Source organism: Terrisphaera buseokensis, from assembly GCF_047521145.2.
Classification (GTDB): domain Bacteria; phylum Verrucomicrobiota; class Verrucomicrobiia; order Opitutales; family Opitutaceae; genus ER46.
In genome coordinates this window covers 4,061,699-4,088,530 of sequence record NZ_CM134186.1, presented here as the reverse complement: position 1 = coordinate 4,088,530, position 26,832 = coordinate 4,061,699, and the positions used below count along the sequence as shown (strand labels likewise).

Here is a 26,832-nt window from a genome sequence, read left to right as displayed (position 1 = left end):
CGGATCGGACCATAGGGAAAGCTTCGGCTTCCGGCATGTTTCTCAACTCCTGGCTTTCCCGATTTTTCATCACCCGCGCGGCGCGCGCGTACGGCTTCCTCGATCCGGTCAGTCTCGTGGCGCGCATCCGCGGGTTCGCCGAACCGTCCGAGTTCGCCGAGCCGCTCGAACTGTTGCGCGCGGGAATGCTGTTTCATGCGCGCGGGCTCATCAACACGAAGGCGATTCAGAACAATCTCGACTGGGTGTGGCCGTACTGGGTCGAGCGTCAGTTCAATCCCGCAGACGATTCCTTCATCCCGCGTGCCTTCTCGTTCAGTCACATCAATCTCACGCACCGCAACTGGACCGCGGTCGGCATTCCCGACTTCGCGTACTATCCGATCGTGGATCCGCGGGGGCTCGTCACGCCGCTGTTTGACGGCTGGTCGCTGGACTTCTGGGTCGTGACGGAAACGGGTGCACTCCTGCTGCCTTCGCGCTGCAGGCCCGAGGCGTTCACGCAAACGCTGGAACTCACCACCGACCTGCGCGTGCGATCCCGGGCGCAGTGGGAAAAAAACGTCGTGCTCTCGACGGACGTTCGCCTGTGCCGCTTGAATCTCGAACCGCAGTGCTGCATCTCGGCGCACGTTGAGGGTCTGACCGCGGGGTTTCTCGCCGTGGCGCTGCGGCCCTACAACCCCGAGGGCGTCAGCTTCATCAACCAGGTCGCCATGACCAAGGACGGCGGCGGCTGGTGGATCAACGAGCGCAATCGTGTGGTGTTTGATCGCCGGCCGGACCGGTCGTACTTCTCCGTCTACAAGGAAGGCGACGTGTCCCATCGCGTGGCGCAGGCGCCGGACGATCGAACCGCGGTGACGGATCCGATCGGCATGTCGACCGCGGTGGCGCTCTTCGATCTGCGCGCGCTGGCGGGCCGGCCGGTTGAATTCCGCGCGGCGATCTACGATGAGCTGACGCCGAAGAAAGCGCCGGCGATCGAGGTGACGAGCACGTGGGAGCAGGCCATGGCGCCGCTGGCGACCTTGCAGATCGCGGACGAGCGCATGCAGCGGCTTTATGACGCCGCGCTGTCGACGCTCGTGCTGCACTCGCCCGATGAAGTGTATCCGGGACCGTTCACGTACAAACGATTCTGGTTTCGCGACGCGGTCTTCATTCTGAACGTGCTGCTGTCACTCGGCGGCGTCGAGCGTACGCGACGCACGCTGCGGCACTTCGCGCCGCGGCAGCGACGGGACGGTTACTTTCTGTCGCAGGAGGGCGAGTGGGATTCCAATGGCGAGGCGATCTGGATGTACGAGCGGTTTGCCGCCCTCACCGGCGAAGCGCTCCCAACGGACTGGCTCAACGCCATCGCCAAGGGTGCGCGCTGGATCATGCGCAAGCGCCTGCCGGCCGATAGCGGTTGCCCCGAGGCGGGTTTGCTGCCCGCGGGCTTCAGTGCCGAGCACCTCGGGCCGAATGATTTTTATTACTGGGATGATTTCTGGGGCGTGGCCGGACTGCACGGCGCGGCGCGGCTGTTGCAGGCAAGCGATCCTGCGCTGGCGCAAACGTGTTCACGGGCCGCGACCGAATTCCTGCGGACCATCGAGCAGTCGTTCCCGCGCGGCGCACAGCGGCGATTTCCGGGTGCGATTCCCGCGTCGCCCAACCGGCGCATGGATTCCGGAGCGGTGGGTTCGCTCGTTGCCGACTATCCGCTGCAACTCTTCGCGGCCGGCGATGCCCGCGTGATCAAAACGGCGGACTACCTGCGCGATCACAGCAGCCACGCCGGAGGCTTCTTCCAGAATATGATCCACTCGGGGATCAACCCGTACCTCACGCTGCATCTGGCGCAGGTGCGGTTGCGGGCGGGCGACCCCGACGCGGCGTGGGCGTTGATGGATACGGTGGCGCGACTGGCGTCGCCGACCGGACAGTGGCCGGAGGCGATTCATCCGAAGACCGGCGGCGGCTGCATGGGTGACGGCCAGCATGTGTGGGCGGCGTGCGAGTGGGCGATGATGCTGCGAAATTGTTTCGTGCGCGAGGAGGGCGACCGTCTGGTCATTGGCTCCGGCCTCCGGCCCGACTGGTGGCGGACCCAGGGCGCCGCCCTCGGCCCGACGCTCACTCCGTTTGGCGCGGTGACTGTAACGGTCGAGTCGGGCCCTGACGGCCTGCGGCTGAGGGTGCAGGGCGAATGGCGCGGAGGACGCCCGCGGCTGGAGTGCCGCGTACCCGGTTTCTTGGGACAGGAGCGTGTCGCCGTCGCGGCGCGGGAGGAGTTCACCCTGACGGAATCGCTATGAAAATCTGCATGATGACCAATACCTACCTGCCGCACGTCGGCGGGGTGGCGCGTTCCGTGAGCACCTTCGCGGAGGAATACGTCAAGATGGGGCACGAGGTGCTGGTGGTTGCGCCGGAGTTTGACGGCAAGCCGCTCGCGGCAAAAGCGGAGGCGATGGTGGAACGCGTCCCATCGCTGCGTCACTTCAATGGAAGCGAGTTCTCGGTCCGCCTGCCGCTCGCCGCGGCCCTGTCGCAGCGGCTCGATGCCTTCCAGGCGGACATCATTCACGCGCACCATCCGTTTCTACTGGGGGACACGGCGCTGCGGATCGCGATGAACAAGAACGTACCGATCGTGTTCACGCATCACACCCGCTATGAAAACTACACGCACTACGTGCCCTTTGCGGAGGCGATGAAGGAAATTGCGGTGCAGGTGCCGACGCACTTCGCGAACCTCTGCGACGGCGTGATCGCTCCGAGCGAGAGCATCGCGCGCGTGATCAAGAAGCGGGGCGTCACGACGCCGGTGAAAGTGATTCCCACCGGGATCGACGTGGCGGCGTTTGCCTCGGCCGATGGGGCGCGTTTCCGCCAGCGGATGAAAGTGCCGGAGGACGCGCTGGTGATCGGTCACGTGGGGCGTCTCGCACCCGAAAAGAATCTCGAATTTCTGGCGGAGAGTGTGGCGCTTTTCCTGAAGCAAGATCCGGCGGCGCGTTTCCTCGTCGTGGGCGACGGTCCCGGGCGTGAAGCCCTGACGGCCACGTTTGCGGCCCACGGTGTGAGTGACCGGCTGCTGCTCGCGGGCAAACGGACGGGCAAGACCCTGCGCGAGGCGTATCGGGCAATGAACGTGTTTGCCTTCGCCTCGAAGTCGGAGACGCAGGGCATGGTCGTCGCGGAGGCGATGGCGGCCGGCATGCCGGTGGTGGCGTTGAATGCCTCCGGCGTGCGCGAGGTCGTGAAGGATGGCGAAAATGGCTTTCTGCTGCCGGCGAGCGCGTCCGCCGCCGACTTCGCCGCTGCGCTGGAACGATGTGCAGTGCCGGCGACGCGGCACAAGCTGGCCGCGGCCGCGCAAGCGACGTCGAAGCTCTTCTCCCGCGAGGAGTCGGCGCGCCGGGCGCTCGAATTCTACGACGAGATGCGGAAAGCCACCCGCGCGCGTCGACTCCTGCATCATCTCAATCCCTGGACCGCGCTCGTGCAGCGCCTCGGGCTCGAGTGGGATCTTCTCTCCACGCGCACGCAAACCGTCGCGGCCGCGGTGTTTGGTGACGACGAGAAGAAGGCGTCGGGAGCCTGACGACCGCTGACCTCCGCGCGCTGCCAGAGCGGTGCGACGAAAGGTCGTTGACGACCACGTTTCATGTTCGCCCAACTTGAGAGTATTTTCCATCGCGCGCGTCACCGGCTGAGCCGCAACGAGTGGGCCATCCGGCATCTCGGCCTTACGCCGTCGGAGGGCACGAGCGAGGCGCCGGGACTGCTGTTGATTCAAATCGACGGACTCGCGCGTGCGCAATTGGAGCGGGCGATCGCCGCGGGACGCATGCCGTATCTGAAGCGCCTGCTCCAGCGGGAGGGGTGCGATCTGCACACGTTCTATCCGGGTTTGCCCACGACGACTCCGGCGGTGCAGGCCGAGCTGTTTTACGGCGTTCACTCCGCCGTGCCGGCGTTCAGCTTTCTTGATCGCGCGCGCAACAGGATCGGGCGCATGTGGGATCCGGAGTGGGCGAAGGCCCGCGAGGCGATGTGCGCGCAACAAGCCGACGGATTGTTGAGCGGCGGCAGTTCGTGGTCCAACATCTACACGGGCGGTGCGGGGCAGACAGAGAGTCACTTTTGCGCGGCGAGCATCGGTGTCGGCGACATGTGGCGCACCGGCAAGATCCGGAATGTCCTCGTGTTTATCGTGCTGCAGTTTCCCTCGGCGCTGCGCATCGCGTGGCTGCTGCTCGTGGAAGCGGCCGACTCCGTGGTCGAGCTGGTCCGCGCGCTGGCCAGCGGCCGCGGCCTGTACAAGGAGTTTCTCCTGCTGCTGTCGCGTGTATTCGTCGGAGTGGGACTGCGAGAACTCCTGACCATCAGCGGACGGATCGATGTCACCCGGGGCCTGCCGATCGTCCACGTGAACTTCGTCGGTTACGACGAGAAGGCCCATGCGCGCGGCCCGGGATCCCGTTTTGCGCAACGCTCGCTCCGCGGCATCGATCGCGCCATCCGGTCGATTGCCACGGCGGCGCACCGTTCGACGCGGCGAGATTACGCCGTGTGGATTTTCTCCGACCACGGGCAGGAGTTGACGCGATCGTTCGAGGACGCCCACCCGGGCGGGGTCGAGGGCGTGCTGCGACGTTGCTGCGATGCAGCGCCGGAGAACGATCGCCGCGCGCGCAGCCAGGAACCGGCCACGGCAGCCACCGCTCATCTATCGCGCGGCCGTTTCAGTCAGTCCCGCCTCACGCGGTCGCGCGCGAATGATGCGTTGACCGACGAGGAGCGGCGGACCTTTGCCGTCGCGGCGATGGGGCCGGTCGGGCACGTGTATTTCTCCACGCCGAAATCCGATCCGGAGCGTCGCGCACTGGCGATTCGGCTCGTGCGCGAAGGCGGGATTCCGGGCGTGATCGTCCGCACACAGACCGGCGTGGTCACGTGGTATCACGCGCGGGGCGAGACGCGCGTGCCCGAGGAGGTGCCGGCGATCCTGCCGCATCCCGAAGCGATGCGGGCGACGATTGCGCGGGATATCGCGTACTGGGTCGGGACGCCGGATGCGGGCGACCTCGTGCTGCTGGGCTGGAGTCCGTGGATCGAGGTGCCGTGGAGTTTCGCGCCGGAGCGCGGCGCGCACGGGGGCTTCGGTCCGCAGGAAACGCAGGGCTTTGTGCTGCTGCCGCCGCACACGCCGCTGCCGGAGGGCACGGAGGCGTTCATCCGGCCCGAGGCTTTGCGCACCGCGGCGCTGTATCAGATCGGTCGATGCGACACGCCGGCGTGCCGAACGATGTCACCGCAGCGCACCGATTTTCGGCTGATGTCGTACAACGTTCATGGCTGCGCCGGCATGGACGGGCGCACCTCGCCGCGCCGGGTGGCGCGGGTGATACGCGGCGAGATGCCGGACATCGTCGCGCTGCAGGAGGTGGATTTGGGGCGTCGCCGGTCGCGTGCCGAGGATCAGGCCGCGTTGATTGCCGGCGAGCTGGGCTTCCACGCGGCGTTTTGTCCGACCATCACGCGCGGCGAGGAGCACTACGGTCACGCGCTCCTCAGCCGGCACCCGATCGACGTCGTGCGCCGCGGCCGGCTGCCCCACGATCCGCGCAGCTGGTGGCAGGAGCCGCGCTCGGCGATGTGGGTACGCGCGCTCGTGGGCGGGCAGGTCGTCAACGTCATCACCACGCATCTCGGCCTGGGGCCGCGCGAGCGCGTGCTGCAGGTGCGCGAATTGCTGGGTCCCGACTGGATCGGTTCCATTCCTCCCGATGAACCGGTGGTGTTGTGCGGGGATTTCAACGCGCTGCCGGGCAGTGCACCGTATCGCATCGTCGCGGAGAAGCTCCGTGACGCCCAGGCGCGGGGGCACGGCTTCCGACCGGCGGCCACCTTCAGTTCGCTGCAGCCGCTGTTGCGGCTCGATCACATTTTCACGTCGGCCCACTTCGAACGCCGCCGCGTGACCGTGGTGCGCAATGCGTTCAGCCGCGTCGCTTCCGACCATCTGCCGCTGGTGGCGGACTTCCAGCTGGTGACTGCGCCTGCATCCGCCGGTACGTCCACCACGACGCCGCGATCATCAGCAGCGCATAACCCAGCAGGGCTGCCACCCGGCCGGGGGTGAGCTGATTGCTCTGGTCGCCGAACGCGACGCTCAGCGTGGAGCGGATGCTGTGAATCGGCCAGGCGACGAGCAGGAAGGTGCGCAGCGGCACGCCGATCAGGGGCAAGACGAGGTTGACCGCCATGTACGGCGCGCCGGGTAACAGCAACGCCACTACGCTCGCGCTGCGGTGGGCGCCGGACGGTACCCGTTCGCGCACCCGTTTCACCCAGCGCATCCGCGAAATTCGCTCGCCCCAGTGGCGCGCCATGAAGTGGCTCGCGACGAGTTGCACCAGGATCGACAGCGAAACGATCGCGAGCCCGGGACCGACGCCAAAACGAACGCCTGCCGCGACGTGCAGCAGGCGGACGGGAAAACCGATGAGCGGGAGGAAAACCAGGAGCGCGATCAGCGCCGGTGCGTTGCAGCGGGCGATGCGTTCGTGCAGCGCCGGAAAATCGATCCAACGCCAGGCCATCCAGACGATCGCACCGGCGAGGATGACGCCCGGCACGACCTTGCGCCAAGGGATGTCCGAGAAGCGGAAGGGCCGGCGCGGCATGAGGCGTCCGCTCGAGGCGGATCAAGGCCGCACTTCCGGCCCCTGCCGTTTAGCGCGCAGCGGCGGTCTTGAGCGTGATGTTGTTGCGCACGCTGGTGACTCCTGTGACGCCGGCAGCGATCGCCTCGGCCTTGGCCTTCTGGTCGGCGGTGTCGACGAAGCCACTCAGCTGGACGGTGCCCTTGAAGGTTTCGACCTTCACGTCCATCGCGCTCACGAGCGGATCTTTGACGAACGCGGCCTTCACCTTCGCGGTGACGGTGGCGTCGTCGATGTATTCGCCGGTGCTTTCACGCGTGGTGGTGCCCGCGCAGCCGGTGGCGAGCGTGGCGAGGCCGGTGCCGACAAACAGGAGAGCGGTCAGGGAGAGGACGGAGTGTTTCATGGTGGTTGGGAGGATTGCCGGCATAGTACCCGCCCCGACGATTCGGTTCCCGTCCGGGCGCGCGCATGATTCCAGCGCGGCCCAGTGAAATGCGCGCGTGGCGGTGCCGCCCGCGCTCTGCGCGTGCCTTGGTGCGGGCAGTGCGCCGCGGGATAACGCCACGCCGGATCGGTTCCGGTTTGCCCCGGTTGTGGGCGAGCGGACAAGGTTGCCGGAATGATTCAGGACCTGCTGCGTCTGCGCGATCTCGAGCCTCCGATGGGCGATCTCTTCACCCACGCCACGTTTGCCGCCGGGCGTGCGATGTGGACGCGACCCTCGGCTCACGAAACGGATTTGCCCGTGCGACGCATCATTCACGCGCGAGTGCTGCGGCTCGCGGGACGCGCGCGGCTGGACCGGCTCGGCGTGCGGAAAGGGCAGGGGTATCACAAGTGCGGGAGCCGGCAGGATCTCGACTGGGTGAGCGGCCTGCGCGTCCTCGCCTGGCAGGGTGGAAACTGGCGCGAGCTGCTGCACCTGCCGGAGGTGCGCAAGCCGGCCGACGATGAGACGATCTGGTTTGCGCTCGGTGGCGCGGAGGCTTCCGCGGTGTCGATCGAAGTGCGGCGGTCGGGTATCGACGAAGGTTGGACGCCGTGGAATCTCGCGCTGTCGGCGTTCGTCCTCGAGGGCGAACTGATCGATCCGCTCCCGCCGCGGCTCGAACGCGTGCTCGACGTCGCGCCGGTGCGGCTCACTGGCCTCGCGAAGGGCGTCCGGGCGTCGCTGCGCGATGGCGAAGTCCGTTTCGCCACGCGCGATTTCGAAGTGGGCTTCCATCTCGCGCGGCCGGGTTTTTCCTTTCTCGGCCTCCACACGGAGGACCGGGCGAATGCCGGACAGAACACGCTCGCGGTGCAGCCGGCGTTTTCACTCCAGGGGCCGCGGCTGCAGGAGCTCGGTGCGGTGCCGGTGATGGCGCCGGCGGTGCGCTTCGACGCCGTGGGCCGGACCACGGTGCGCGGATCCACGGTGACCTATGATTTCGTCGCGGGCTCGCAGCATTACCGTCTGGCCTGGCGCGTGACCGCGCGCGGCCTCACCTTGCGCGCGACGCGCACCGGCGCGCGCGAGGTCGTCGCGTGGCACAGCTCGGCGTGGACAATCGCGCTCCGCAACCGCGTGTCACCTTCGCAGGTCCTCGGACAAATTCTGCCCGATGGCGAGACGGGCGCCGTTGCGCTGCCGCTGCTGCTCAACCTGCCGCGCTTCGGCACCTGGAAACTGGCGTCGCGGACGCCCGGCGTGTTTGCTCGCAGCGATTGTTTCCGGGCCGACGACGTCAACACCCTCGAGTTGAAGGTCGGCGAGCAACGCACGTCGGAAGGCGTCTACCGGCTCCGGCGCGGCCGGCACGAGGCGATCTTCACGCTGCGTCCGGTGGCGCCGCCGGCGGTGTTGCGGAAGAATGCACCCCGAGTGGTGCAGCGCGCGCTCGCGCGGACGCATTTCACCGCGCTCACGTATCGCGCCGACACCGGCACGCTCAGCAACAACGGGGCCTCGATGCACTGTCCCATTTGTCTCGATACGTGGTCGGCGGTGACGCTGCCGATGGGCGAGATCCTGCCGGGGTTTCCCGCGACGGAACTCTTGCGCACGTCACTGGAGCGGTGGCTCGACGGCGGGCCCGGTTACGCGGCGGGACGACTGATGCAGGACGGTGTCGCGCACGACGCGGCCGACGAGTATTTGATGACGGATACGGCGGGCCTGCGCGGGTTGGCGGACTTTCTCGGGCACGTGGCGGATCGCGCGTGGTTCCAGCGTCACCGGACGCGCATCCTGCAACGCATCGAGGCGGTGCGCCGCCGCGATCTCGATGGTGACGGCCTGATCGAGAGTGCGTACCGCACCGGAGTCAGCGGCACCAACCAGTGGAGCACGTGCTGGTACGATGTCGTGTCGTTCGGCTGGAAGGATGCGTTCGCCAACGCGATTCTGCACGGTGCGCTGCGCGCCTTCGTGCCGGCGTTGCAGCGTTTAGGCGCGGCGCGCGAGGCGCAGACGATAGCCGGTTGGGCGGATCAGTTGCGCACGAGTTTCCATCCGGCGTTTTGGAACGAGCAGAACGGTTGGTATGCCGGATGGCGCTGTCGCGAGGGCAAGCTGCACGATCATGCCTTCCTGGCGATCAACGGCGCGGCAGTTGCGTTGGGCCTCACTGATGCGGCACGGGGGCGGAGCATTTTGGATAGACTGCTCGCGGAAACGCGCCGCGTCGGGATGCCCGATGCCGCCCTCGGGTTGCCGGGCAATCTGTGGCCGATTCCCGATCCGGACCTGGCGGACATCATGCAGGGGTATCCGCTCGGGTATTACCAAAACGGCGGCCGCACCCACGCCCAGACGCGCTATCTGGTGCTGGCTCTATATCAGGTCGGTCTGGCCAGGGAAGCCGATCGCCTGCTCGAACGCCTCTGCTCCGGGCTGGCCGACGCGCGGGTGTTTGGCGGCAACCGCAGCGGCGTCGACTGGCGGCACTGGGACGACCGGCCGTGCGGTTACGAGGGCCTGCTGACGGATCAGTTCGGGATCCTCGAGGCGATTTTCTGGCGCTGGGGCCGCGGAGCGCGCACGACGCGGGCCCTGCGTGGCCAAGCCGTGCGCCGTTGAACCGGCAACGCGTTCCGCCTAACGACTGCCCGAGCGGCGCACGACCCAGTCGACGATGGCGGCTTCGTCCTTTTCCAACCGCCAGACGAGGGCGAGGAACTCTGCGGGCAGGATGTCGTGTTCCTTGAAGAAACGTCGGTCTCCACCGCAGCCATACATGAGCGACGGCGGCAGTTCGCCGCGCAACTTCGCGCGTGCCTTCGGCAGGATGCGGGGCAGCCAGGTGATGCCGCGAATCGCCTCGGTCTTGGACGGCAACGAGGCCTCGTCGAGGGTTACGGTCGACGGGCGTCCGCCTTGGACGTTGATGAAGTAGTTGCGCCGGACGAGTTCGATCGCGAGCGCCTGGTAGAGGCCGGGTTCGCCGTCGTAGCCGTTGTGATCCTCGGCGTAGTCGTACAGGTGCTGCGGCGTCATGCCGTTGGCCGCGAGGAACGCTTTCTCCTCGGCGGTCACGATGGATTCGGCGCCGCGTTTGCCGCTGGCGTACTGAATCACGGCCTTTTCGTAGAGGGTGCGGAAGCGATTGGGAAAGTCGTAGTGTTTCATGCGAAAAAAGGTCCGACGGATTCGGACGTAAGTTCAGCGAACGCGATTGCGGCCGGTTTTCAAGTCCGCGTCCGGTTTGGAGCGGACCGTGCGATCAACTGGCCGGGCGGAAATCGATCAGGCGCTTGTAGCGGTCGACTTGCTCGACGACGACGTCGAGCCGGCCGTTCAACGCGTAACTCTTCTTCCGTTTGCGGCCCACGAGGGCCGTGCCCGCGTTGTTCGGCGTGTAGTAATCGTCGCCCAGTGAACTCGCGGAAACGAAGCCGAAGGTCATGGACTCAATCAGCTCGATGAAGAAGCCGTTCGGCCGGACGTCGGTGATGATCGCCGCGAAACGCGTCTTCGGGTGCTTGTGGACCTCGCGTTCGAAGTACTCGAGCAGCTTCACCTTCACGCTGTCGCGCTCGGCCTCGGCGCTGTTGATCTCGGTCAGGCTGAGGTGCTCGCCGAGCCGCTCCACGCGGGGCAGATCGTAACCCGCACCGCGGCCGCCGGGCGCCGGCTTGCCCTCGTGCTTTTCCAGGTAGTGCTCGAAGACGCGGTGGACGACGAGGTCGGAGTATCGACGAATCGGAGACGTGAAGTGCGTGTAGTCCTTCTTGTGCAGGCCGAAGTGGCCGTCGGGCGTCGGGCGGTACGCGGCCTTCTTGAGGCTGCGCAACAACTGCGTGCGAAGCGTGTAACCCTGGGGATGAGTGCGCAGAACCTCGAGGAGCCGGACGAGTTCGGCGCGCCGGGTGAGGTCGCTGACCTTTACCCCGTAGGTCGTGAGCAGGGTGCGGAATTCGTCGAGCTTCTCCACATCGGGCTCGTCGTGCACCCGGTAGAGTGACGGCAGCTTGTAGGTGCGGGTGAGGCGCGCAACGGCCTCGTTGGCCGCGAGCATGAACTCCTCGATCAGCTGGTGGCTCTCGTCGTGCTCGATCTTCTCGAGGCGGTCGGCATAGCCCTTTTCGTCGACGAAGATTTTCGTCTCGGGCATGTCGAGATCGAGGCTGCCGTGGGCCATGCGATCCTTGCGCAGGCGGGCGGCGATTTTCCAGAGCGCGCGGATCCACGTCTGCAGATCGCGGAGCTCCGGGTCGCTTAGGTCGTGGAGCGCACGGCCCGTCGAGCCGGTCTGGTGCTTCGGCGGCAGCGGCAGCGCGCGGATGCGCTCGAGGTCGTCCTCGAAGATGAACGCGTACGCCTGCTTGTACGTGAGCCGCTTGCGGCTGCGAATCACGGTGTTCGCGTAGGTGGTTTCCTTCGCCTTGCCCTTGCGATCAAAGGTGAGAAACACGGCCTTGCAGAGACGATCCTGCGCCTCGACGAGCGAGCAGAGGCCGTTGGATAGTTTCTCCGGCAGCATCGGAATCACCACGCCGACGAGGTAAGTCGAGTTGCCGCGCCGCTGGGCCTCGCGATCGATCGCGGTCCCGGAGTGCACGTAGGTCGAGACATCCGCAATGTGGATACCGACGCGCACGTCGCCGCCGTCCAGGATTTCGTAGGAAAGCGCGTCGTCGAAGTCCTTCGCGTCGTCGGGATCGATCGTGAAGACCGCCTTGTCGCGGTAGTCGACGCGATGCGTGAGATCGCGCGGCTGCACGCGGTCGGGAATCGCGGCGGCCTCCGCTTCCACGGCCGCGGGAAATTCCGTCGCCAGTTCGTACTTGAGAAAAATCCCCGCGAGCTCCGCCCGCGGTTCGTGCGTGCGGCCCAGCCGCGACGTGATGGTGCCGGTGATCGGTTGATCGCGCCGGCGCCACTCGCCGAGTTTCACGACGACCTTGTCGCCGGGGCGCGGGGTGGGGGTCAGATCGCTGTCGGACGGATCGCCGACCTGAATCTCGTAGCTGAAGCGAGGATCGTCGGGCTGGACGAAGTAACCTCGCCGGCCCGCTCGCAGATCGCCGACGATGGTGTCGCGCCCACGGGAGAGCACCCGCACGATGCCGCCAATCTTTTCGCCGGGGCGACGGCCCTTGCGGCCGGGAAACTCCCGCGCGATGACGCGATCGCCGGGAAGGGCCACGCCCGTGTCTTCGGGAAAAACCTGTAGCGCCGGTTCGGAGTCCTGGCCAACGACGCTCTCGCGCACGACGAATGCGGAACCGCCGGCGCGAAACTGGATCTTGCCTACGAGTTCGCCGTCGCGCAGCGGTGGCGTGATCAGCGGGGCGGGTTCCCGCGGTTCGGCGGGTGCCGCCACGGGAACTGGAATGGCGGCGGGCCGGATCTCTGCGTGCCCGTGACCGCGGGCCGGGCTGGTTTTGCGTTTACCGCCGGAGGTTGCGTGCCGGGGTTCGTGGGCCGGAGTGCGGCTCCGTCCGGATTGCCTCGGCGGCTGAGCTTCCGGAAGTGGTGCCGGCGCTGGCGGCGTGGCGCCGCGGCGCGTCGGTACAAAGATGGGCCGTTCGTTTCCGCTGCTGCGCGGTTCGGTCGCGGCTGCACCCCGCGGCGTGATCCGGCCGTTGCCGGCGCGCACGTAGTGGCCGGCCTTGAGCAGGAGGCGGACTTCGTGGGCGAGGGAGGCACGCTCCTTCTTCTTTAGATTGAGGCGACGCTGCAGCTCAAATTCGTTGCCAAGGGTGTATGCCGGGTCGCGCAACAGCGCGATCAAACGGTCTCGGAGGGACATGATGGGAAAAGGGGCGCGGCGTTCGCACCGTGCTTTGTGATTGGACTGACGAAACAGTCCGCCTTAGCTACCGGCGATGAAAATCGTCCACGTGGCGAGCGAGTTGTTCCCCTACATGAAAACCGGCGGCCTGGCTGACGCGGTCGGCGCGCTCAGCGCTGCGCTTGCGGACAACGGCCACGATGTCTCCGTTTTCATCCCGGGTTACCGTTCGAGCCTCGAGCACAAGGACGCCGCCGGTGCGCAGCGCAAGTTGCGGCTGAAGGTCGAGATGGCGGACGATTTTCTTGCGGCCGACGTGCGGGTGTTTTCTCCGCGCAAAAACCTGCGCGTCTTCCTGATTTGCCGGGAGGAGTTTTTCGACCGCCGCGCGCCGTACGGCAACGGCGAGCGCGATTACGAGGACAACGCCGAGCGCTTCATTTTCTTCTGTAAGGCCGTGGTGGAAATGCTCCGGCTGGGCGATCTCCAGGCCGACGTCGTCCACTGTCACGACTGGCAGGCGGCATTGCTGCCGGTGTTGTTGCGCGAAGCCGAGCGGCGCCACGGTGTCACGCTCGCGCTGAAGACAATCTTCACGATTCACAACATCGCCTACCAGGGCGTGTTTCCCGCCAAGACGTTTGCGCGCACGAACCTGCCGGACGAGCTCTTCCACATGGACGGCCTCGAATACTATTCGCAGGTGAACCTGATGAAGGGCGGCATTCTGTTCGCCGATCGGGTGACGACGGTCAGCCCGCGTTATGCGCGGGAAATCCAGACGTCCGAGTTCGGCTGCGGCCTCGATGGTGTCGTGCAAACGCGGGCCGAGGACATCGTCGGCCTGTTGAACGGCGTCGACAGCGCGGTGTGGAATCCGTCGCTCGACCCGCTGCTGCCGGCGCGTTATTCGGCGGTGAACCTCTCCGGCAAGGGCGTGTGCCGGACCGAGCTGCTCAAGCGCTGTGAGTTCGCGGTCGATTTCAAGGGCCCGATCTTTGGCATCGTGGCCCGGCTCACAGAGCAGAAGGGCATCGATTTTGTCCTCGCGAATCGCGACTTCTTCCTCGCCCACGAGTGCCGCCTCGTGGTGCTGGGTTCGGGTGATCGCCGGATGGAGGAGGAATTGCGCACGCTGGCGGCGGCCGTGCCGCAGAAGGTGTTTCTCTGCGCGAAGCTCGACGAAAGCATGAGTCACCTGATCGAGGCGGGCAGCGATTTCTTCGTGATGCCGTCGTTGTTCGAACCGTGCGGCTTGAACCAGATGTACTCGCAGGTGTACGGCACGATTCCGATCGTCAGCCGCGTGGGTGGCCTCGCCGATACCGTCATCGACGCCGACGAGGATCCGGTGAACGGGACCGGTCTCATGTGCGAGCCCAACGCCGCCAGCCTGCGTCACGCTCTGCAGCGCGCGCTCGTCCTCTTTGCCGACAAGCCGCGGCATGCCGCCGTGCAGCAGCGGGGCATGGCCCGGGACTTCAGCTGGAAGGTGGCCGCCAGCGGCTACGAACAGCTCTATCGCGACTCCCTTTGAAGCGCGCGCGTGCATCCGCGACCACCGGTGGCGCGTAGCCACCTTCATGCTCGTGCGGTTTAAACTCCTCCGTTCTCCGCGCCGCGTTGTCCTCGCGTCGCCGTCTGGCCGCGCGGAAACGGAGTGCGCCGGATGAAGCCCGTCCTCGTCTGGTTGCGGCTCGACCTCCGCCTGCAGGACAATCCTGCGCTCCACGCCGCCGTGGCGCGCGGCGGCGCGGTGATCCCGGTCTTCATCCTCGATGACCACGGCGAGGGCCGGTGGGCCCCGGGCGGAGCGAGCCGATGGTGGCTGCACGAGTCGCTGACGGCTCTGGACGCCGCGCTGCGCGAACGCGGTTCCCAACTGGTGCTGGCCAAAGGGGAGTCGGCGGCGGTGTTGAAGACGCTGCTCCAGCAGACCGGCGCCGACGCGGTGTATTGGAATCGGCGCTACGAACCGGCGGTGATTGCGCGTGACGCGAAACTGAAGAGAGACCTGACCGCGGCGGGCATCGAGGCGAAGAGTTTCAACGGCGCGCTGCTGCACGAACCGCACACGATCGCGAACAAGCAGGGCCGGCCGTTTCAGGTGTTCACGCCGTACTGGCGTCACTGCCTGACGCTCGAGGTGCCCGAGCCACTCAAGCTTCCCAGCGGAAAACTCCCGACGCCCGCCTCCTGGCCGAAATCGATCGCGCTCGCATCGCTCGGCCTGCGCCCGACCATTCCGTGGGACGCCGGCTTCTTCACCACGTGGACCCCGGGTGAAGCCGGAGCAGGGAAGCGGCTGCGGGCGTTTGTCGCGCGCGCGATGGAATCGTACTCAGAGCAGCGCAACATCCCTGGCGTCGATGGCACGTCGATGCTGTCGCCGCATCTGCACTTCGGCGAGGTGAGTCCCCGGCAGATCTGGGCGGCGGTGCGCGCGGTGTCGCGGGACAGCGGCGTGTTTCCGCCGTCGAAGGGGGCGGCGGTGTTTCTCAGCGAGGTCGGCTGGCGGGAGTTCGCGCACCACCTGCTGTTTCATTTCAAGCACACGCCGGAGCAGCCGCTGCGCGAGGACTTCGCCCGGTTTCCCTGGAGCGACGATCCCACCGGGGCGCAGTTGCGCGCGTGGCAGCGCGGACGGACCGGCTACCCGATTGTCGACGCCGGCATGCGGCAGCTTTGGCACACCGGCTGGATGCACAATCGCGTGCGGATGATCGTCGGGTCGTTTCTCGTGAAACATCTCCGGCTCCCGTGGAACGCCGGCGCGGCGTGGTTCTGGGACACGCTGGTCGATGCCGATCTGGCGAGCAACACGCTCGGCTGGCAGTGGACCGCGGGTTGTGGTGCGGACGCCGCGCCTTACTTCCGGGTGTTCGCGCCGGTGCTGCAGGGACAGAAATTCGATCCTGCGGGAGACTACGTGCGCCACTGGGTGCCCGAGCTCGCGCGCCTGCCGGCCGAGCACCTGCACGCGCCGTGGGAGGCGCCGGGCACGGTGCTTGCCGCCGCGGGCATCCGTTTGGGGGATACGTACCCGCGTCCGATCGTCGATCACGCCCAGGCGCGGGCTGCGGCGCTGGCGGCGTTCAAAAGCATCCGCGGCGCGGACGTCATCTAGAGGTGAGCGCGTGACCCAGGCCGCGCGGCATTTGATTGTGGTTCTCGGCGACCAGCTGAACGCGGACGCGTCCGCTTTCGACGCCTTTGATCCGGCGCGCGACGTCGTGATGATGGCCGAGGTTGCGGCCGAGTCCGAACACGTGTGGTCGGCGCAGCCGCGCACCGCGCTGTTCCTCGCCGCGATGCGACACTTTCGCGATGGCCTGCGCGCGCGCGGTCTCACTGTTCGGTACACGGAGCTCGAAGCCGAAGGCAACACGCAGACGCTTCCCGGGGAATTGCAGCGGGCGATCACGGCGCTGCGGCCGCAGCGCGTGATTCTCACTGAACCGGGCGACTGGCGCACGCGCGAGGACCTGAAGGCGGCGGCGCAGGCCCGGGGTGTGCCCATGGAGCTGCGCGACGACCGGCACTTTCTGTGTTCGACGGCGGAGTTTCGCGCGCATGCGGCCGGGCGAAAGCAGCTGCGGATGGAGTACTTTTATCGCGAGGTGCGCCGCCGCCATCGCGTCCTGGTCGACGCGCAGGGCGAGCCGGTCGGCGGGCAGTGGAATTTCGATCACGACAACCGCGGCAGCTTCGGCCGCAGCGGTCCGCCCGTGCAGCGGGCGCCGGTGGCGTTTCCGCCGGACGCCACGACGCGCGCGGTGCTGGCGCTGGTCAGGCGGAGGTTTACCGGGCATCCCGGCTCGCTCGACGCGTTCGACTGGCCGGTGACGCCGGCGGAGGCGCGGGTGGCGCTCGACGATTTCATCGCGCACCGGCTGTCCTCGTTTGGTGAATACCAGGACGCCATGTGGACCGGCGAGCCGTGGCTCTACCACTCGCGGCTCTCCGCCGCGATGAACCTGAAGCTCATCGATCCGCGCGACGTCATTCGCGCCGCGGAGGCCGCGTATGCGGAAGGACGCGCCCCGCTGGCGAGCGTCGAGGGCTTCATCCGGCAGATCCTCGGCTGGCGCGAATACGTGCGGGGAATTTACTGGCTGCACATGCCGGGCTATCTCGAGGGCAATGCGCTGGGCGCGCACGAGCCGCTCCCGGAGTTTTATTGGACGGGCGACACGGCGATGGCCTGCCTGCGCGACGCGATCGGCCAGACGCTGCGGCTGGGTTACGCGCATCACATCCAGCGGCTCATGGTGACGGGACTGTATGCCTTGATGCTCGGGGTCGAGCCGCGCCGGGTGCACGAGTGGTATCTCGCGGTCTACGTCGACGCCGTCGAGTGGGTGGAGCTGCCGAACACCGTCGGCATGTCGCAGTACGCCGACGGCGGCGTGATGGCCTCGAAGCCCTACGTGGCGACGGGCAAGTACATCCAGCGCATGAGCAACGCGTGCGTGGGTTGCCGCTTCGATCCGGCGCAGTCAACGGGATCCACGGCGTGTCCGTTCACGACGTTGTACTGGGATTTTCTCCTGCGGCATGAGAAGCGCCTGGCGTCGAATCCGCGCATGTCGCTGCAGGTGAAAAATGCCGCCCGGTTGAAACCGGTGGAGCGCGAAGCGATCGCCCGCGCGGCCACGGCACTGCGCGCGAATCGAGGCGAACCGCCGGCCGTGGTGGACGGGGAGCTCGCGCTCACGTGATCTGCCGGGACGCGTTGCGAATGGAATGGCGCGGCCGAGCCGAAACGGGTGGCGCGAACGATCGGTGGCAATCGTGCGTTGCGGCGTGGCATTTGAACGCTTTCAGCGCAGGCTGGACGCAGCGGCGCTTGCCGCCCGCACCATGAACGATTCGCGCTTCACGCTTTCGACCCGCATTGCCCGTCCCGCCGCGGAGGTGTTTGCCTGGCACGAACGGCCCGGCGCGCTGGCCCGCTTGTGTCCGCCCTGGGAGCGCGTGGAAGTGGTGGCGGCCACGGGTGGCGTGCGTGACGGCGCGCGGGTGACCGTGCGCAACAAAGTGGGGCCGATCTGGACCGAGTGGCAGGTCGAGCACCGCGACTATGTGGCGGGAAGGCAGTTTCGCGACGTGCAGCTGAGCGGACCGTTTGCAAAGTGGGAGCACCTGCACCTCATCACGCCGGACGGGCCCGGGGCGTGCACGCTGACGGACACGATTGAGTATCGGCTGCCGGCGGGCAGTGTCGGGCGGGCGTTCGGCGGTGGATTTGCGCGGCGTCAGCTCGAACGACTGTTCGCGTGGCGTCACGCCACCACCAAGGCCGATCTGGAGTTGCCGTCGCCGTTGGCGGGCGACGCTCCCCGGCGCATCGTGATCGCCGGTGCGTCCGGGATGATCGGGCAGGTGCTTGGGGCGTTTCTGCGCACGCGCGGTCACACCGTCGTGCGACTCGTGCGGCGTGCTCCCCATGGAACGGACGAGCTGGCCTGGGATCCGGCCAAGGGCACCCTCGATCTCGCGGCGCTCGAAGGCGTCGACGCCGTCGTGAATCTCGCGGGAGAAAATGTGGGAGCGGGGCGCTGGACCCAGGCGCGACGCGATGCGATTCGTCGCAGTCGTGATGATACGACGCGCACGCTCGCGCAGGCGATCGGCGATTTGCGCCGCAAACCGGAGGTGCTCGTCAACGCGTCCGCGGTCGGCTTCTACGGGAGTCGCGGCGACGCCGTGTTGACCGAGTCCGAGCCGGCGGGCGCCGGATTTCTGGCCGACGTCTGTCAGGCCTGGGAAGCGCAGGCCGCTGCGGTCAACGCGTCCGGCGTGCGGTCGGTGTTCCTGCGTTTCGGCGTCGTACTCACGCCCGCGGGAGGTGCGCTCGGCAAACTGCTCCCGCTTTTCCGGGCCGGACTCGGCGGCCGCGTGGGGCGGGGCGGACAGTGGATGAGTTGGATTGGAATCGATGATGCCGTGGGGGCGATCCATCACGCGATTATGGTGGCGGCGTGCCGCGGTCCCCTGAACGCCACCGCGCCCGAGCCCGTGACGAACGCGGTTTTCACGGCGACGCTCGGCCGGGTGGTGCGACGACCCGCGGTGCTGCCGGTGCCGGCGTTCGTGCTTAAGACCGTGTTTGGCGAGATGGCTGACGCCACCTTGCTGGCGAGTCAGCGCGCCGTGCCGGCGGGGCTGATCGAGGCCGGCTATGCGTTTCGCCAGCCGACCCTGGAGGCTGCGTTGCGCCACGTTCTTGGCCGGAGGTGACACCGTAGTCCCGCGCGAATTGGGCGACGCAGCCGGCACGTTTCAGCCCTGAAACTCTAGGCTTTCCAAACGCGGCGCGAGGCGTACGTTGGCAGGTTCTATGCAGAAAACGTTCGTGATCTTTAAGCCCGATGCGATGGAGAAGCGCATTGTGGGCACGGTGTTGAGTCGCTTCGAAGCCGCCGGCTTCACGGTAATTGCCTGCAAGATGGCACGCCTTTCGCCCGCCTTGTTGCGCGAGCACTACGCGCACGTGGCCACCAAGCCGTTTTATCCGGAGATCGAGGATTTCATGAAGTCGCGGCCCGTGATCATGATCGCCCTCGAGGGCAATGATGTCGTGCAGCGCGTGCGTGATTTGCTGGGACCGACCGATTCGCGCAAGGCCGCGAAGGGCACCATCCGCGGCGATTTTGGCACCGACATGATGAAGAACATCGTGCACGCCTCCGACAGCGTCGAGAATGGCCAGGCCGAGATCGCGCGCTTCTTCAAGGCCGACGAACTGTTCGCCTGAACCGGGCTCGCCACCCTCCTGCTTCTCAGAAGCGCCGCTGACCGCGGCGCTTTTTTTGTGCCTGCGTCGGGCGTCGCGGGGAGCGGATCGGGTTCAACGTTCCTGGATGGAAAACCGGAACTCAGTCGTCGACCGGAAGGTTTCGCCGGGACGCAGGATCGTGCTGGGGAAATGCGGGTGATTGACGGCGTCAGGGTAATGCTGCGTCTCGAAACAGTAGAAGCCGTTGCGTGCCGCCGGCTCCTTGCCGGTGGGCGGAGTGAGCGGGCTCGTGTAGAGCATCATGCCCGGTTCAGTTGTCCATACCTCCATGCCGCGGCCTGAATGCGGATCCTGGATACGGGCGGCGAACAGCAGCGCCTTTGAGCCGGCCGGCCGGTTGAGCACGAAGTTGTGATCATAGCGGCGGGCGGGTGCGAGCAGGGCGGTGCGGGCGCCGACCGGGGTCGGCCGGGTGAAGTCGAGCGCGGTGTCCTTCACCTCGAGATACTGGCCCGTCGGAATCAAGTCTGCGTCTGCCGCCGTCGCGCGCGTGGCGTTCACCGTGAGGACGTGATCGAGCACGTCGCCGGTGCCGCCCAGATTGAAGTAGGCGTGGTTGGTGAGATTGAGCGGGGTGGGCTTGTCCGTCGTCGCGCTGTAGTCGAGCCGCAGGACATTTTGTGCCGTCAGCGTGTAAACGACCGAGACGGTCACGCGGCCCGGGTAACCTTCCTCGCCGTCCGCGCTCACGTAGGTGAGCTTCACCGCGGGGCCCTCGCTGGCGTCCAGCGTTTCGGCCTGCCAGTTGACCTTGTTGAAGCCCACGCGTCCCCCGTGGAGTTGATGCACGCCTGAGTTGGCGGTGACTTGGTAGTCGCGGCCGTCGAGCGTGAAGCGGCCATGCGCGATGCGATTCGCGACGCGGCCCATGATGGCTCCGGAACTGGGAAAACCACCCTGCGGCCCGGGTTTGCCCGTCACCGGAATCACGATACTGGCGTTGCGGCCGGTCCGATCGGGCAACTGCAGATCGGCGAGCGTGGCGCCGTGGGTGAGGACCTTGGCCACGGCGCCGCGGGCGTTGGTGAGGGTGAAGACGTCGATGCGGACGCCGTCCGCCGTTTCGCCGTAGTGCGCCCGCTGCACGCCGGTGACGGATGACGATGCGCTGGCGGCGCTGGCGGTCGCGAGCAGGGCGACAGCGGCAAGCACGGCCAGAAGACGGGAAACAACGCGGGTGAGGGGCTGCGAGCGCGCGGGGGTCACGCTGGACGATGAAGCGGGCGATCGGGGGATCGGCAAGGCAGATACGCAAGGCTGCGCCGACGCCGCTTGGGCGTGGCTGCCTCGGGCCTACTCGTAGGGGCCAGGGGAGCTTCGTGGCGATGATCCTGGCGTCAGCGTTGCGGGTGCGGCGGAAACGTCAGCTGAGGCTCGCTTTTATTTCCGAAGTCGGTGGAGTTGGGCGGACGTCGCGCGATGACGCGTGCGCCGTTTTTGACCCCCACACGTCCTTCCGCAGTTCCCTCAATCCATGAAAACTACGATCAAGTCCTCCCTGATAGCAGTCATTGCGGCGTTCGCCTGTGCGGCGCCGTTGGTCGCGCAGAGCGACACCAAGGCGCCGGCGCCGAAAAAGCAGGCGCCACCGCCGCCGATCCCGGGTGCGGGCACCGGTGGCAATACCGTTCACGCGACGACGAGCGCGGTGATCGGGCCGAACCGGAATGAGGGCAACATGATCACGATTTCGTACGGCCGGCCCACGGCGGTGCATCCCCGGAAGGGCGGCGAGCCGCGTAAAATCTGGGGTGGCCTTGTGCCGTGGGGCAAGGCCGACCGCATGGGCGCCGATGAAGCGACGTCGCTGATCACGCAGAAGGCGATCGATGTCGGCGGCACGACGATTCCCGCCGGCGTGTACACCCTCTACATCATTCCGCAGGAAACCGGGGCCTCGAAGCTGGCGTTCAGCAAGAGCATCGGCAAATGGGGCGTGCCGGTTGACGAGTCGAACGACCTGGCAAGGGTCGACTTGAAGAAGGAAGACATGTCGGAAGCGGTGAACCAACTCACCATCTCGGTGGAAAACACCCCGCGCGGCAGCATGAACGGCGTGATCAAGATTAAGTGGGAAAAGACGCAGTTCTCGCTCCCGTTCACGGTGAAGTCGTAACGGAAAATCGACGAAAACTCTTTGGAGCGCGCGGGCAGCCGCGCGCTCTTTTTTATGTCCGCGCGGCGGGCTGCGCTGGGAACGGCAATCGCGCTTGACGCACACGTGGAAACGGTGACGCTGCTCCCTCCACTTTAGCCCTCATCGTCTATCGGTTAGGACAGGAGATTCTCAATCTTCAAAGCGGGGTTCGATTCCCCGTGGGGGCGCCAGTTTCAGAGTAGGGATGCCGTGTGCGTCCACTCCTCGTGCCGATCGAGATCGCCGCCAGTTTCGCCGGCGACCGACGCGAGGGTTCAAATGCCCCGAAAAGAAATGCTAGCGTGCCGGAAACAGAGCGGGCCGTTCGCTTTGACGTCCAATTGCCATTCGCGTCTGCGATGGTTGCGACGCAGGCCGGCGGGCTGAAACCTGAGCCGCAACTCGGCGGTTAACGTTCCGGCGGAGTCGACTTGGGAGGCAGCGTCAGGAGATGCGCGGGACGCGCGTGCGTGAAACGATCGAGCGCCGCCTGCAGCTTCTTCACCTCGACGGCCTCGGCGCCGGTAGGCGCAGTGGCAGATCGCGGTTTCGTCTCAAAGCGATCAGCAGTCAGATCGAAGAAGCTGCCGTCGCGATACAGTTTGTGCCGCGTCGTCATCGCGTACTCGTAGGTCGCTACGGGCCCGCCGTTGCGGACGTACCACGTATAGAGCCATTCGCGCGGCGTGCCATTCTGGCCGAGGAGCTGCGGGAGGAAACTCTGGCCGTCGATCTCCGCCGGGCCCGGGGCCTTGGCGCCCGCGGCTTCACAGATCGTGGGCAGAAAATCCACACTGCCCACGAGGTCTGCATTCACCCGGCCGGCCGGGATGTGCCCGGGCCAGCTTGCGATCAGCGGCACGTGGTTGCCGCTCGCGTTGCCGGTGCCCTTGCCGCCCTGGTACGGCTTGCCCTTGAATTGAGAGGTGACCTGGACGCCCGTGCCGTTGTCGCCGAGGAAGAGGATCAGCGTGTTTTCGCGCAGGCCAAGTTCCTCGAGCCGCTTGACCAGGCGTCCGACCATTTTGTCCATGTACGCGGTCATATCCGCGAAGTGCTTCACGTTGCGCTGCTCCTGCTCGCTCTTCGTCTTCGGATCCCACTCCGCACTGTCCGGCGTCGGCTGAAACGGGTCGTGCGTGAGGATCATCGGATAATACAGAAAGAACGGCTTGTCCTTGTGCTGCGTGACGAATTGCGACGCGAAATCGTTGATCAGCGTGGGCCCGTACTCGCCGTGGCTATAGTCGAGCGACTCGCCGTTGCGCTCAAGGCCGGGGTTGGCATAGCGCGGGCGGAGGCGCGTGTGCTGCCAGAGCAGCGCATCGTCGAAGCCGAAGTGCTGCGGCAGATCCTTGCCCTGTCCAAGTTGCCACTTGCCGCAGATGCCGGTGACGTAGCCCGCGCGCTTCAGCAGATGGGCAAAGGTCGTCGCCTTGGGATCGAGGGTGCCAAAATTGATGTAGTTCCGGACATTGTAGATTCCGGTCATCAGCTGAACGCGCGTGGGCGTGCACAGCGGCTGAACGTAGCAGTGCTCGAAGCGCATGCCGCTCGCCGCCAGCCGGTCGAGGTTCGGCGTCTGATACGACTCGCCGCCGTTGGCGGTCACGGCCTCGTAGCCGAAATCGTCGGCCATGATCAGGACAATGTTCGGCGGCCGCGGGGCGGCGGCCTGCGCACTGGCCAGCGCTCCGATGCTGAGGGCGAGGCAGAGCGCGGAGCGAAACCAGGGGGGCAGCGTCATGGGAAAATTAGAAACGGGCTTTCACGCCAAACGTCCAGAGCGAGCCGAGATCAAAACGCGAGCGGAGCTGCGCGATCGGCGGCGTGTTCGGGCCCTCGAGCACGACGTCGTCGTACACGCCGGTTAGGTTGCGCAGGTTCGCGAAGAGCGTGAAATGCCGGGTGAGGGTGTATTCGCCCGAAACGTCCAGATAGAGCCGCTCGCTGTTCCACGTGAAGGTGCCCGGAGCGATGCCCGGCCCGGCGGCGATGGCATTGACGCGCTGACGGGCCGCGTAATTCCAATTCGCGCGGAGATTGTACCGGGGCCGCGTCAGGCTGATGCCGAGGTTCGCGCTTTTCGGCACGAAGCCGGCGAAGTCGCCATTCTCGTCGCCGAGGTTCCGCTGACTGCTGCCGTTGACGAAGGCTTGGATGCCCCGCGCCCAGTGCGGCAGGAAGGTGAGCGCCTGCTTGTAGTCGAATTCGAACCCCTCAATCCGCACTTTGCCCGGCAGGTTATATTGCGTCGCGACATCGAATGCGCCGTAGGTCGTCGCATCGAGATTGTAGAGCGCGAGAAACTCGGGCGTCGGGGTAAAGACAGTCGTGCCGAAGAAGTTTTTGATTTCACGGCGAAACGCGCCGACCGACACCTGGCCGACGCCTTCAAAATAATATTCGAGGCGCACCTTCAGTGACGTCGCATCCCAGGGCTTGATGGCCGCATTATTCACGGTGATGCGATTGGTGGCGCTCGGCGCGTTCTCCGTGTTCGGAACCGTGAGTCCGCCGGTGTATTGATCGAAATCGGGTCGGCCGATCGACTGGTAAACGGCCGCGCGGACGATCAGGTTTTCCCGGAGATTGTAGCTCGCGTTGAGGTTGGGGAAGAGCCGCAGATATTCCTTGTGCACGCGAGCGCCGCGGTCGATGAGCGTGAGGCGCGAGACGCCAAGCGCATCGCTCGTCGGCACGATCAGGAGCGGTTGGCCGTTGGTGCCGCGGACGACGGTGCCATTCGCGGCGCGCTGGAAGTTGCGGGTCGGATCCGTCAGCGGGCCTTCCGCGTCGATGTTCGTCTGCTCGAAGCGCACGCCGCCGGTAAGTTTGAGCCGGTTGGCCATGAACTGCGTGTCGCCGCGGAGGAAGCCGGCATACACGGTCTCCTCGACGTGCTTCGAAAGGCTCACCTCGGAACGGTACCACGCATCGCGGTTGATCGTATAGGTGTTGGGATTGCCCTGGTAGAGGGCCCAGAGCCGCTCGTTGCTCACCCACTGGGCGCGGGGAAAACCGAAGGGCAGCGTGCGCTGGGAGAAACTGGGATCGAGGTGCGGAGCCGGGCTGTCGTCGTTGCCGATGGGCGTGGTGGACGCGCGGCCGTCGGCCCCAACGAAATTAAACGGCCGCGTGCCGCCGCGCAGATCGCGCGCACGCTGGCGCACATCGTAGCCGGCCTTGAGCGTGACCGGTACGCTCCCGTGGAAATCGCGGCGAAGATTGGCGTAGGTGCTGCGCTGCAAATCCATCGAGTCGTTCTGGATGGTATTGGAAGAAACGAGCGAGTAGCTGCTCAGACTGTACGGATCGACCGCCGCGCCCGTCGCATCGGTCACCGTCACCCGGCCGGGGCGCAGGTAGAAATTATCGTCGAACGAAACCGTCACGCCCGTGCGGCGGGAGACCGAGTTGTTGAAGAAGCCCTTGTCGATATCGCGGATGCGATTGGTGCCCTGCGAGTGGCCGGCGCCGGCCTCCATCCGCCACACGGGTCCGTTGTGCCGCCAGGTGAATGTCGGCATGTACGTGCGGTTGATGCGATCGCGTCCGCCCGCCGCGAGCTGCATGTCGCCGAGGCCCACCGCTCCATGGGTGAACGTGGGGCTGAAGTCGCCAGGCGCCACGCGATTCACATTGAAGGTGAGCGCGCGCGAGGTGGTGTCGGCGTTGAACGTGAAATACTGAAACGAGAATGACAGCCGGTCGGCGCGGGTGAGCTTGTAGTCGGCGGTGAAGCCGAACGCGCGGCGGACCGTATCCTTGGGCGCGTCGCGCACCAGGAGGGTCGATAGGTACGGCTGGTCGACGGTTGTATTCGGAAAGGCCACACCGTTGGTCGCGGCAAAGGCGCCCCGCCACGCCAGCTGCACGAAATCCTCCGCGGTGTACTGCCGCGCGAAACCGCCGGTGACCGTGAAGCCGAAGCGGTCGTTGACCGGCACAATGTAGGAGAAATCGACGCTCGGATGCGCCTTGCGCGTCGCGTGTTCCCGCGGGCCCGGCGTCTTGTTGAAGTCGCGGGCGTTGTCGCGCATCACCAGCGACACCGTGCTGGTGAACACCGGCTTCGCGCGCTCAAACGCGCTGCGCGGCACCATGTTCACCGTACCCGCGAGCGCGGAGCCCTGCGATTCCGGCGTCGGCGAGAACGACACCTCGATGCGCGCGATGTTGTTGATCGACGCCATGTCGACCTGCGCCGCTCGGCCGGTGTTGTTGTCCCCGCCCGTGCTCGCGAGATTGAAGCCGTCGATCGTGATCGGCACATACGCCGGCGGCACGCCATTGAGGGAGATGCCGCGCGCGTAGCCGCCGCCGTACTCGATGGTGACGCCCGGCAGGTATTTCATGAACTCGCCGATGTTGCCCTCCGCGATGTGGCCGAATTCGTCGGTGGAGACGACGTTCTTGATGTTCGGGGCAAAACGCTGCTCGTTGATCGCGATCGCGGCGCCGTCCATTTCCTTCGAGGTGGCGACGACCAGGGCGTCCATTTTCACGGTGGCGTCGCCCGCGGGCGCACCGGCCCGTGTGAGGTTGAAATCCTGCTGCACCCGCTGGCCCGCGGCCACGACCACCGGTCGCGTCTGCGGCGCGAGCCCGGTGAAGAAAGCGGTCACACGGGCCGTGCCCGCGGGCACGCCGCGGAGTTGGTAGCGTCCGTCGGAGTCCGTGAACTCCTCGATCGCGGTCCCCTCGACGGTGACGCGCACGGTCTCCAGATACTCGCCGTTGGCCGGATTATAGACGCGGCCTTCCACGGTGCCGGAACCTGGCTCCGCGCCGTGGACGGCCGCCGCGGCCGCGAACAGGCCAAGCGAAAGGGAAAGCAGGGGAAGTAGGAATCGTGGGTTCACGGGGTCAGCGGGGTGGGTGACGGAGAGGTTCCGCACTCTTCGTGGTGAGCGCGTGCGGAGTGCGTGCGAGCAGACGCACGACGCGGGGGTGCGACGCCGATGGAGCTCAGCCCGGGCACTCGGGTCGAGGGAAAAACCTGCG

General features: G+C 66.4%; 16 protein-coding genes and 1 tRNA gene. 11 read left to right on the top strand and 6 right to left on the bottom strand.

The annotated features are described in order from the left end of the window. The first annotated feature begins 35 nt into the window (after nucleotides 1-35). From ACLJEU_RS15230 to ACLJEU_RS15220, 3 genes are all read left to right on the top strand, one after another. The gene (locus ACLJEU_RS15230) at nucleotides 36-2,306 is read left to right on the top strand and encodes a glycoside hydrolase family 15 protein (RefSeq protein WP_414661588.1); all 2,271 of its coding nucleotides are present in this window, start codon (nucleotides 36-38) and stop codon (nucleotides 2,304-2,306) included. Further along, complete coding sequence (locus ACLJEU_RS15225) at nucleotides 2,303-3,598, top strand: glycosyltransferase (RefSeq protein WP_414661589.1); 1,296 nt, start codon at nucleotides 2,303-2,305, stop codon at nucleotides 3,596-3,598. The genes ACLJEU_RS15230 and ACLJEU_RS15225 overlap by 4 nt, the downstream gene beginning before the upstream one ends. A gap of 63 nt (nucleotides 3,599-3,661) precedes the next feature. Continuing rightward, on the top strand, nucleotides 3,662-6,142 hold the full coding sequence (locus tag ACLJEU_RS15220) for an endonuclease/exonuclease/phosphatase family protein (protein WP_414661590.1): 2,481 nt from the start codon (nucleotides 3,662-3,664) through the stop codon (nucleotides 6,140-6,142). A gap of 593 nt (nucleotides 6,143-6,735) precedes the next feature. Here ACLJEU_RS15220 and ACLJEU_RS15215 read toward each other — a convergent pair. Next, entirely contained in the window at nucleotides 6,736-7,071 is a 336-nt protein-coding gene (locus tag ACLJEU_RS15215; protein ID WP_414661591.1) for a BON domain-containing protein, read from the bottom strand. Between the two features lie 216 nt (nucleotides 7,072-7,287). Here ACLJEU_RS15215 and ACLJEU_RS15210 point away from each other — a divergent pair, with 216 nt between their 5' ends. Continuing rightward, a complete protein-coding gene (locus tag ACLJEU_RS15210; protein ID WP_414661592.1) occupies nucleotides 7,288-9,729 on the top strand; it encodes a glucosidase family protein in 2,442 nt (813 codons plus the stop codon). Nucleotides 9,730-9,747: 18 nt separating this feature from the next. On the opposite strand, the gene ACLJEU_RS15205 is transcribed toward ACLJEU_RS15210, so the two are convergent. After that, complete coding sequence (locus tag ACLJEU_RS15205; protein WP_414661593.1) at nucleotides 9,748-10,278, bottom strand: DUF5069 domain-containing protein; 531 nt, start codon at nucleotides 10,276-10,278, stop codon at nucleotides 9,748-9,750. Nucleotides 10,279-10,372: 94 nt separating this feature from the next. Further along, the gene (locus ACLJEU_RS15200) at nucleotides 10,373-12,904 is read right to left on the bottom strand and encodes a ribonuclease R family protein (RefSeq protein WP_414661594.1); all 2,532 of its coding nucleotides are present in this window, start codon (nucleotides 12,902-12,904) and stop codon (nucleotides 10,373-10,375) included. Between the two features lie 76 nt (nucleotides 12,905-12,980). On the opposite strand from ACLJEU_RS15200, the gene glgA reads away from it, so the two are divergent. The 5 genes from glgA to ndk all read left to right on the top strand — a co-directional run bounded on the left by glgA (nucleotide 12,981) and on the right by ndk (nucleotide 19,646). After that, the gene (glgA, locus tag ACLJEU_RS15195; protein WP_414661595.1) at nucleotides 12,981-14,423 is read left to right on the top strand and encodes a glycogen synthase GlgA; all 1,443 of its coding nucleotides are present in this window, start codon (nucleotides 12,981-12,983) and stop codon (nucleotides 14,421-14,423) included. 132 nt (nucleotides 14,424-14,555) lie between these two features. Further along, the gene (locus tag ACLJEU_RS15190; RefSeq protein ID WP_414661596.1) at nucleotides 14,556-16,013 is read left to right on the top strand and encodes a cryptochrome/photolyase family protein; all 1,458 of its coding nucleotides are present in this window, start codon (nucleotides 14,556-14,558) and stop codon (nucleotides 16,011-16,013) included. Nucleotides 16,014-16,023: 10 nt separating this feature from the next. Next, nucleotides 16,024-17,607, top strand: coding sequence for a cryptochrome/photolyase family protein (locus ACLJEU_RS15185; protein WP_414661597.1), 1,584 nt, complete (start codon nucleotides 16,024-16,026; stop codon nucleotides 17,605-17,607). A gap of 142 nt (nucleotides 17,608-17,749) precedes the next feature. Then, nucleotides 17,750-19,129 (top strand): TIGR01777 family oxidoreductase, encoded by a 1,380-nt coding sequence (locus ACLJEU_RS15180; protein ID WP_414661598.1) that lies wholly within the window; start codon nucleotides 17,750-17,752, stop codon nucleotides 19,127-19,129. 100 nt (nucleotides 19,130-19,229) lie between these two features. Continuing rightward, nucleotides 19,230-19,646 carry a nucleoside-diphosphate kinase gene (gene ndk, locus ACLJEU_RS15175; protein ID WP_414661599.1) on the top strand — a complete coding sequence of 139 codons (417 nt, stop codon included), beginning with the start codon at nucleotides 19,230-19,232 and terminating at the stop codon, nucleotides 19,644-19,646. A 93-nt stretch (nucleotides 19,647-19,739) separates the two neighbouring features. Here the strand turns inward: ndk and ACLJEU_RS15170 are convergent, their stop codons facing one another. Next, entirely contained in the window at nucleotides 19,740-20,840 is a 1,101-nt protein-coding gene (locus tag ACLJEU_RS15170) for an aldose epimerase family protein (protein WP_414661600.1), read from the bottom strand. 322 nt (nucleotides 20,841-21,162) lie between these two features. Here ACLJEU_RS15170 and ACLJEU_RS15165 point away from each other — a divergent pair, with 322 nt between their 5' ends. Together ACLJEU_RS15165 and ACLJEU_RS15160 are read left to right on the top strand one after the other, a co-directional pair. Continuing rightward, on the top strand, nucleotides 21,163-21,804 hold the full coding sequence (locus ACLJEU_RS15165) for a DUF2911 domain-containing protein (protein WP_414661601.1): 642 nt from the start codon (nucleotides 21,163-21,165) through the stop codon (nucleotides 21,802-21,804). 137 nt (nucleotides 21,805-21,941) lie between these two features. Then, nucleotides 21,942-22,016, top strand: a tRNA-Glu gene (locus tag ACLJEU_RS15160). Nucleotides 22,017-22,234: 218 nt separating this feature from the next. Here the strand turns inward: ACLJEU_RS15160 and ACLJEU_RS15155 are convergent. Then, entirely contained in the window at nucleotides 22,235-23,572 is a 1,338-nt protein-coding gene (locus ACLJEU_RS15155; RefSeq protein WP_414661602.1) for a sulfatase-like hydrolase/transferase, read from the bottom strand. Nucleotides 23,573-23,579: 7 nt separating this feature from the next. After that, the gene (locus ACLJEU_RS15150; RefSeq protein WP_414661603.1) at nucleotides 23,580-26,690 is read right to left on the bottom strand and encodes a TonB-dependent receptor; all 3,111 of its coding nucleotides are present in this window, start codon (nucleotides 26,688-26,690) and stop codon (nucleotides 23,580-23,582) included. Nucleotides 26,691-26,832: the final 142 nt, after the last annotated feature.

Excerpts from the sequence above, each read along its gene's own strand:
- ACLJEU_RS15230 (WP_414661588.1), top strand. The coding sequence starts at position 36 with ATGTTTCTCAACTCCTGGCTTTCCCGATTTTTCATCACCCGCGCGGCG.
- ACLJEU_RS15225 (WP_414661589.1), top strand. The coding sequence starts at position 2,303 with ATGAAAATCTGCATGATGACCAATACCTACCTGCCGCACGTCGGCGGG.
- ACLJEU_RS15220 (WP_414661590.1), top strand. The coding sequence starts at position 3,662 with ATGTTCGCCCAACTTGAGAGTATTTTCCATCGCGCGCGTCACCGGCTG.
- ACLJEU_RS15215 (WP_414661591.1), bottom strand. The coding sequence starts at position 7,071 with ATGAAACACTCCGTCCTCTCCCTGACCGCTCTCCTGTTTGTCGGCACC.
- ACLJEU_RS15210 (WP_414661592.1), top strand. The coding sequence starts at position 7,288 with ATGATTCAGGACCTGCTGCGTCTGCGCGATCTCGAGCCTCCGATGGGC.
- ACLJEU_RS15205 (WP_414661593.1), bottom strand. The coding sequence starts at position 10,278 with ATGAAACACTACGACTTTCCCAATCGCTTCCGCACCCTCTACGAAAAG.
- ACLJEU_RS15200 (WP_414661594.1), bottom strand. The coding sequence starts at position 12,904 with ATGTCCCTCCGAGACCGTTTGATCGCGCTGTTGCGCGACCCGGCATAC.
- glgA (WP_414661595.1), top strand. The coding sequence starts at position 12,981 with ATGAAAATCGTCCACGTGGCGAGCGAGTTGTTCCCCTACATGAAAACC.
- ACLJEU_RS15190 (WP_414661596.1), top strand. The coding sequence starts at position 14,556 with ATGAAGCCCGTCCTCGTCTGGTTGCGGCTCGACCTCCGCCTGCAGGAC.
- ACLJEU_RS15180 (WP_414661598.1), top strand. The coding sequence starts at position 17,750 with ATGAACGATTCGCGCTTCACGCTTTCGACCCGCATTGCCCGTCCCGCC.
- ndk (WP_414661599.1), top strand. The coding sequence starts at position 19,230 with ATGCAGAAAACGTTCGTGATCTTTAAGCCCGATGCGATGGAGAAGCGC.
- ACLJEU_RS15165 (WP_414661601.1), top strand. The coding sequence starts at position 21,163 with ATGAAAACTACGATCAAGTCCTCCCTGATAGCAGTCATTGCGGCGTTC.
- ACLJEU_RS15155 (WP_414661602.1), bottom strand. The coding sequence starts at position 23,572 with ATGACGCTGCCCCCCTGGTTTCGCTCCGCGCTCTGCCTCGCCCTCAGC.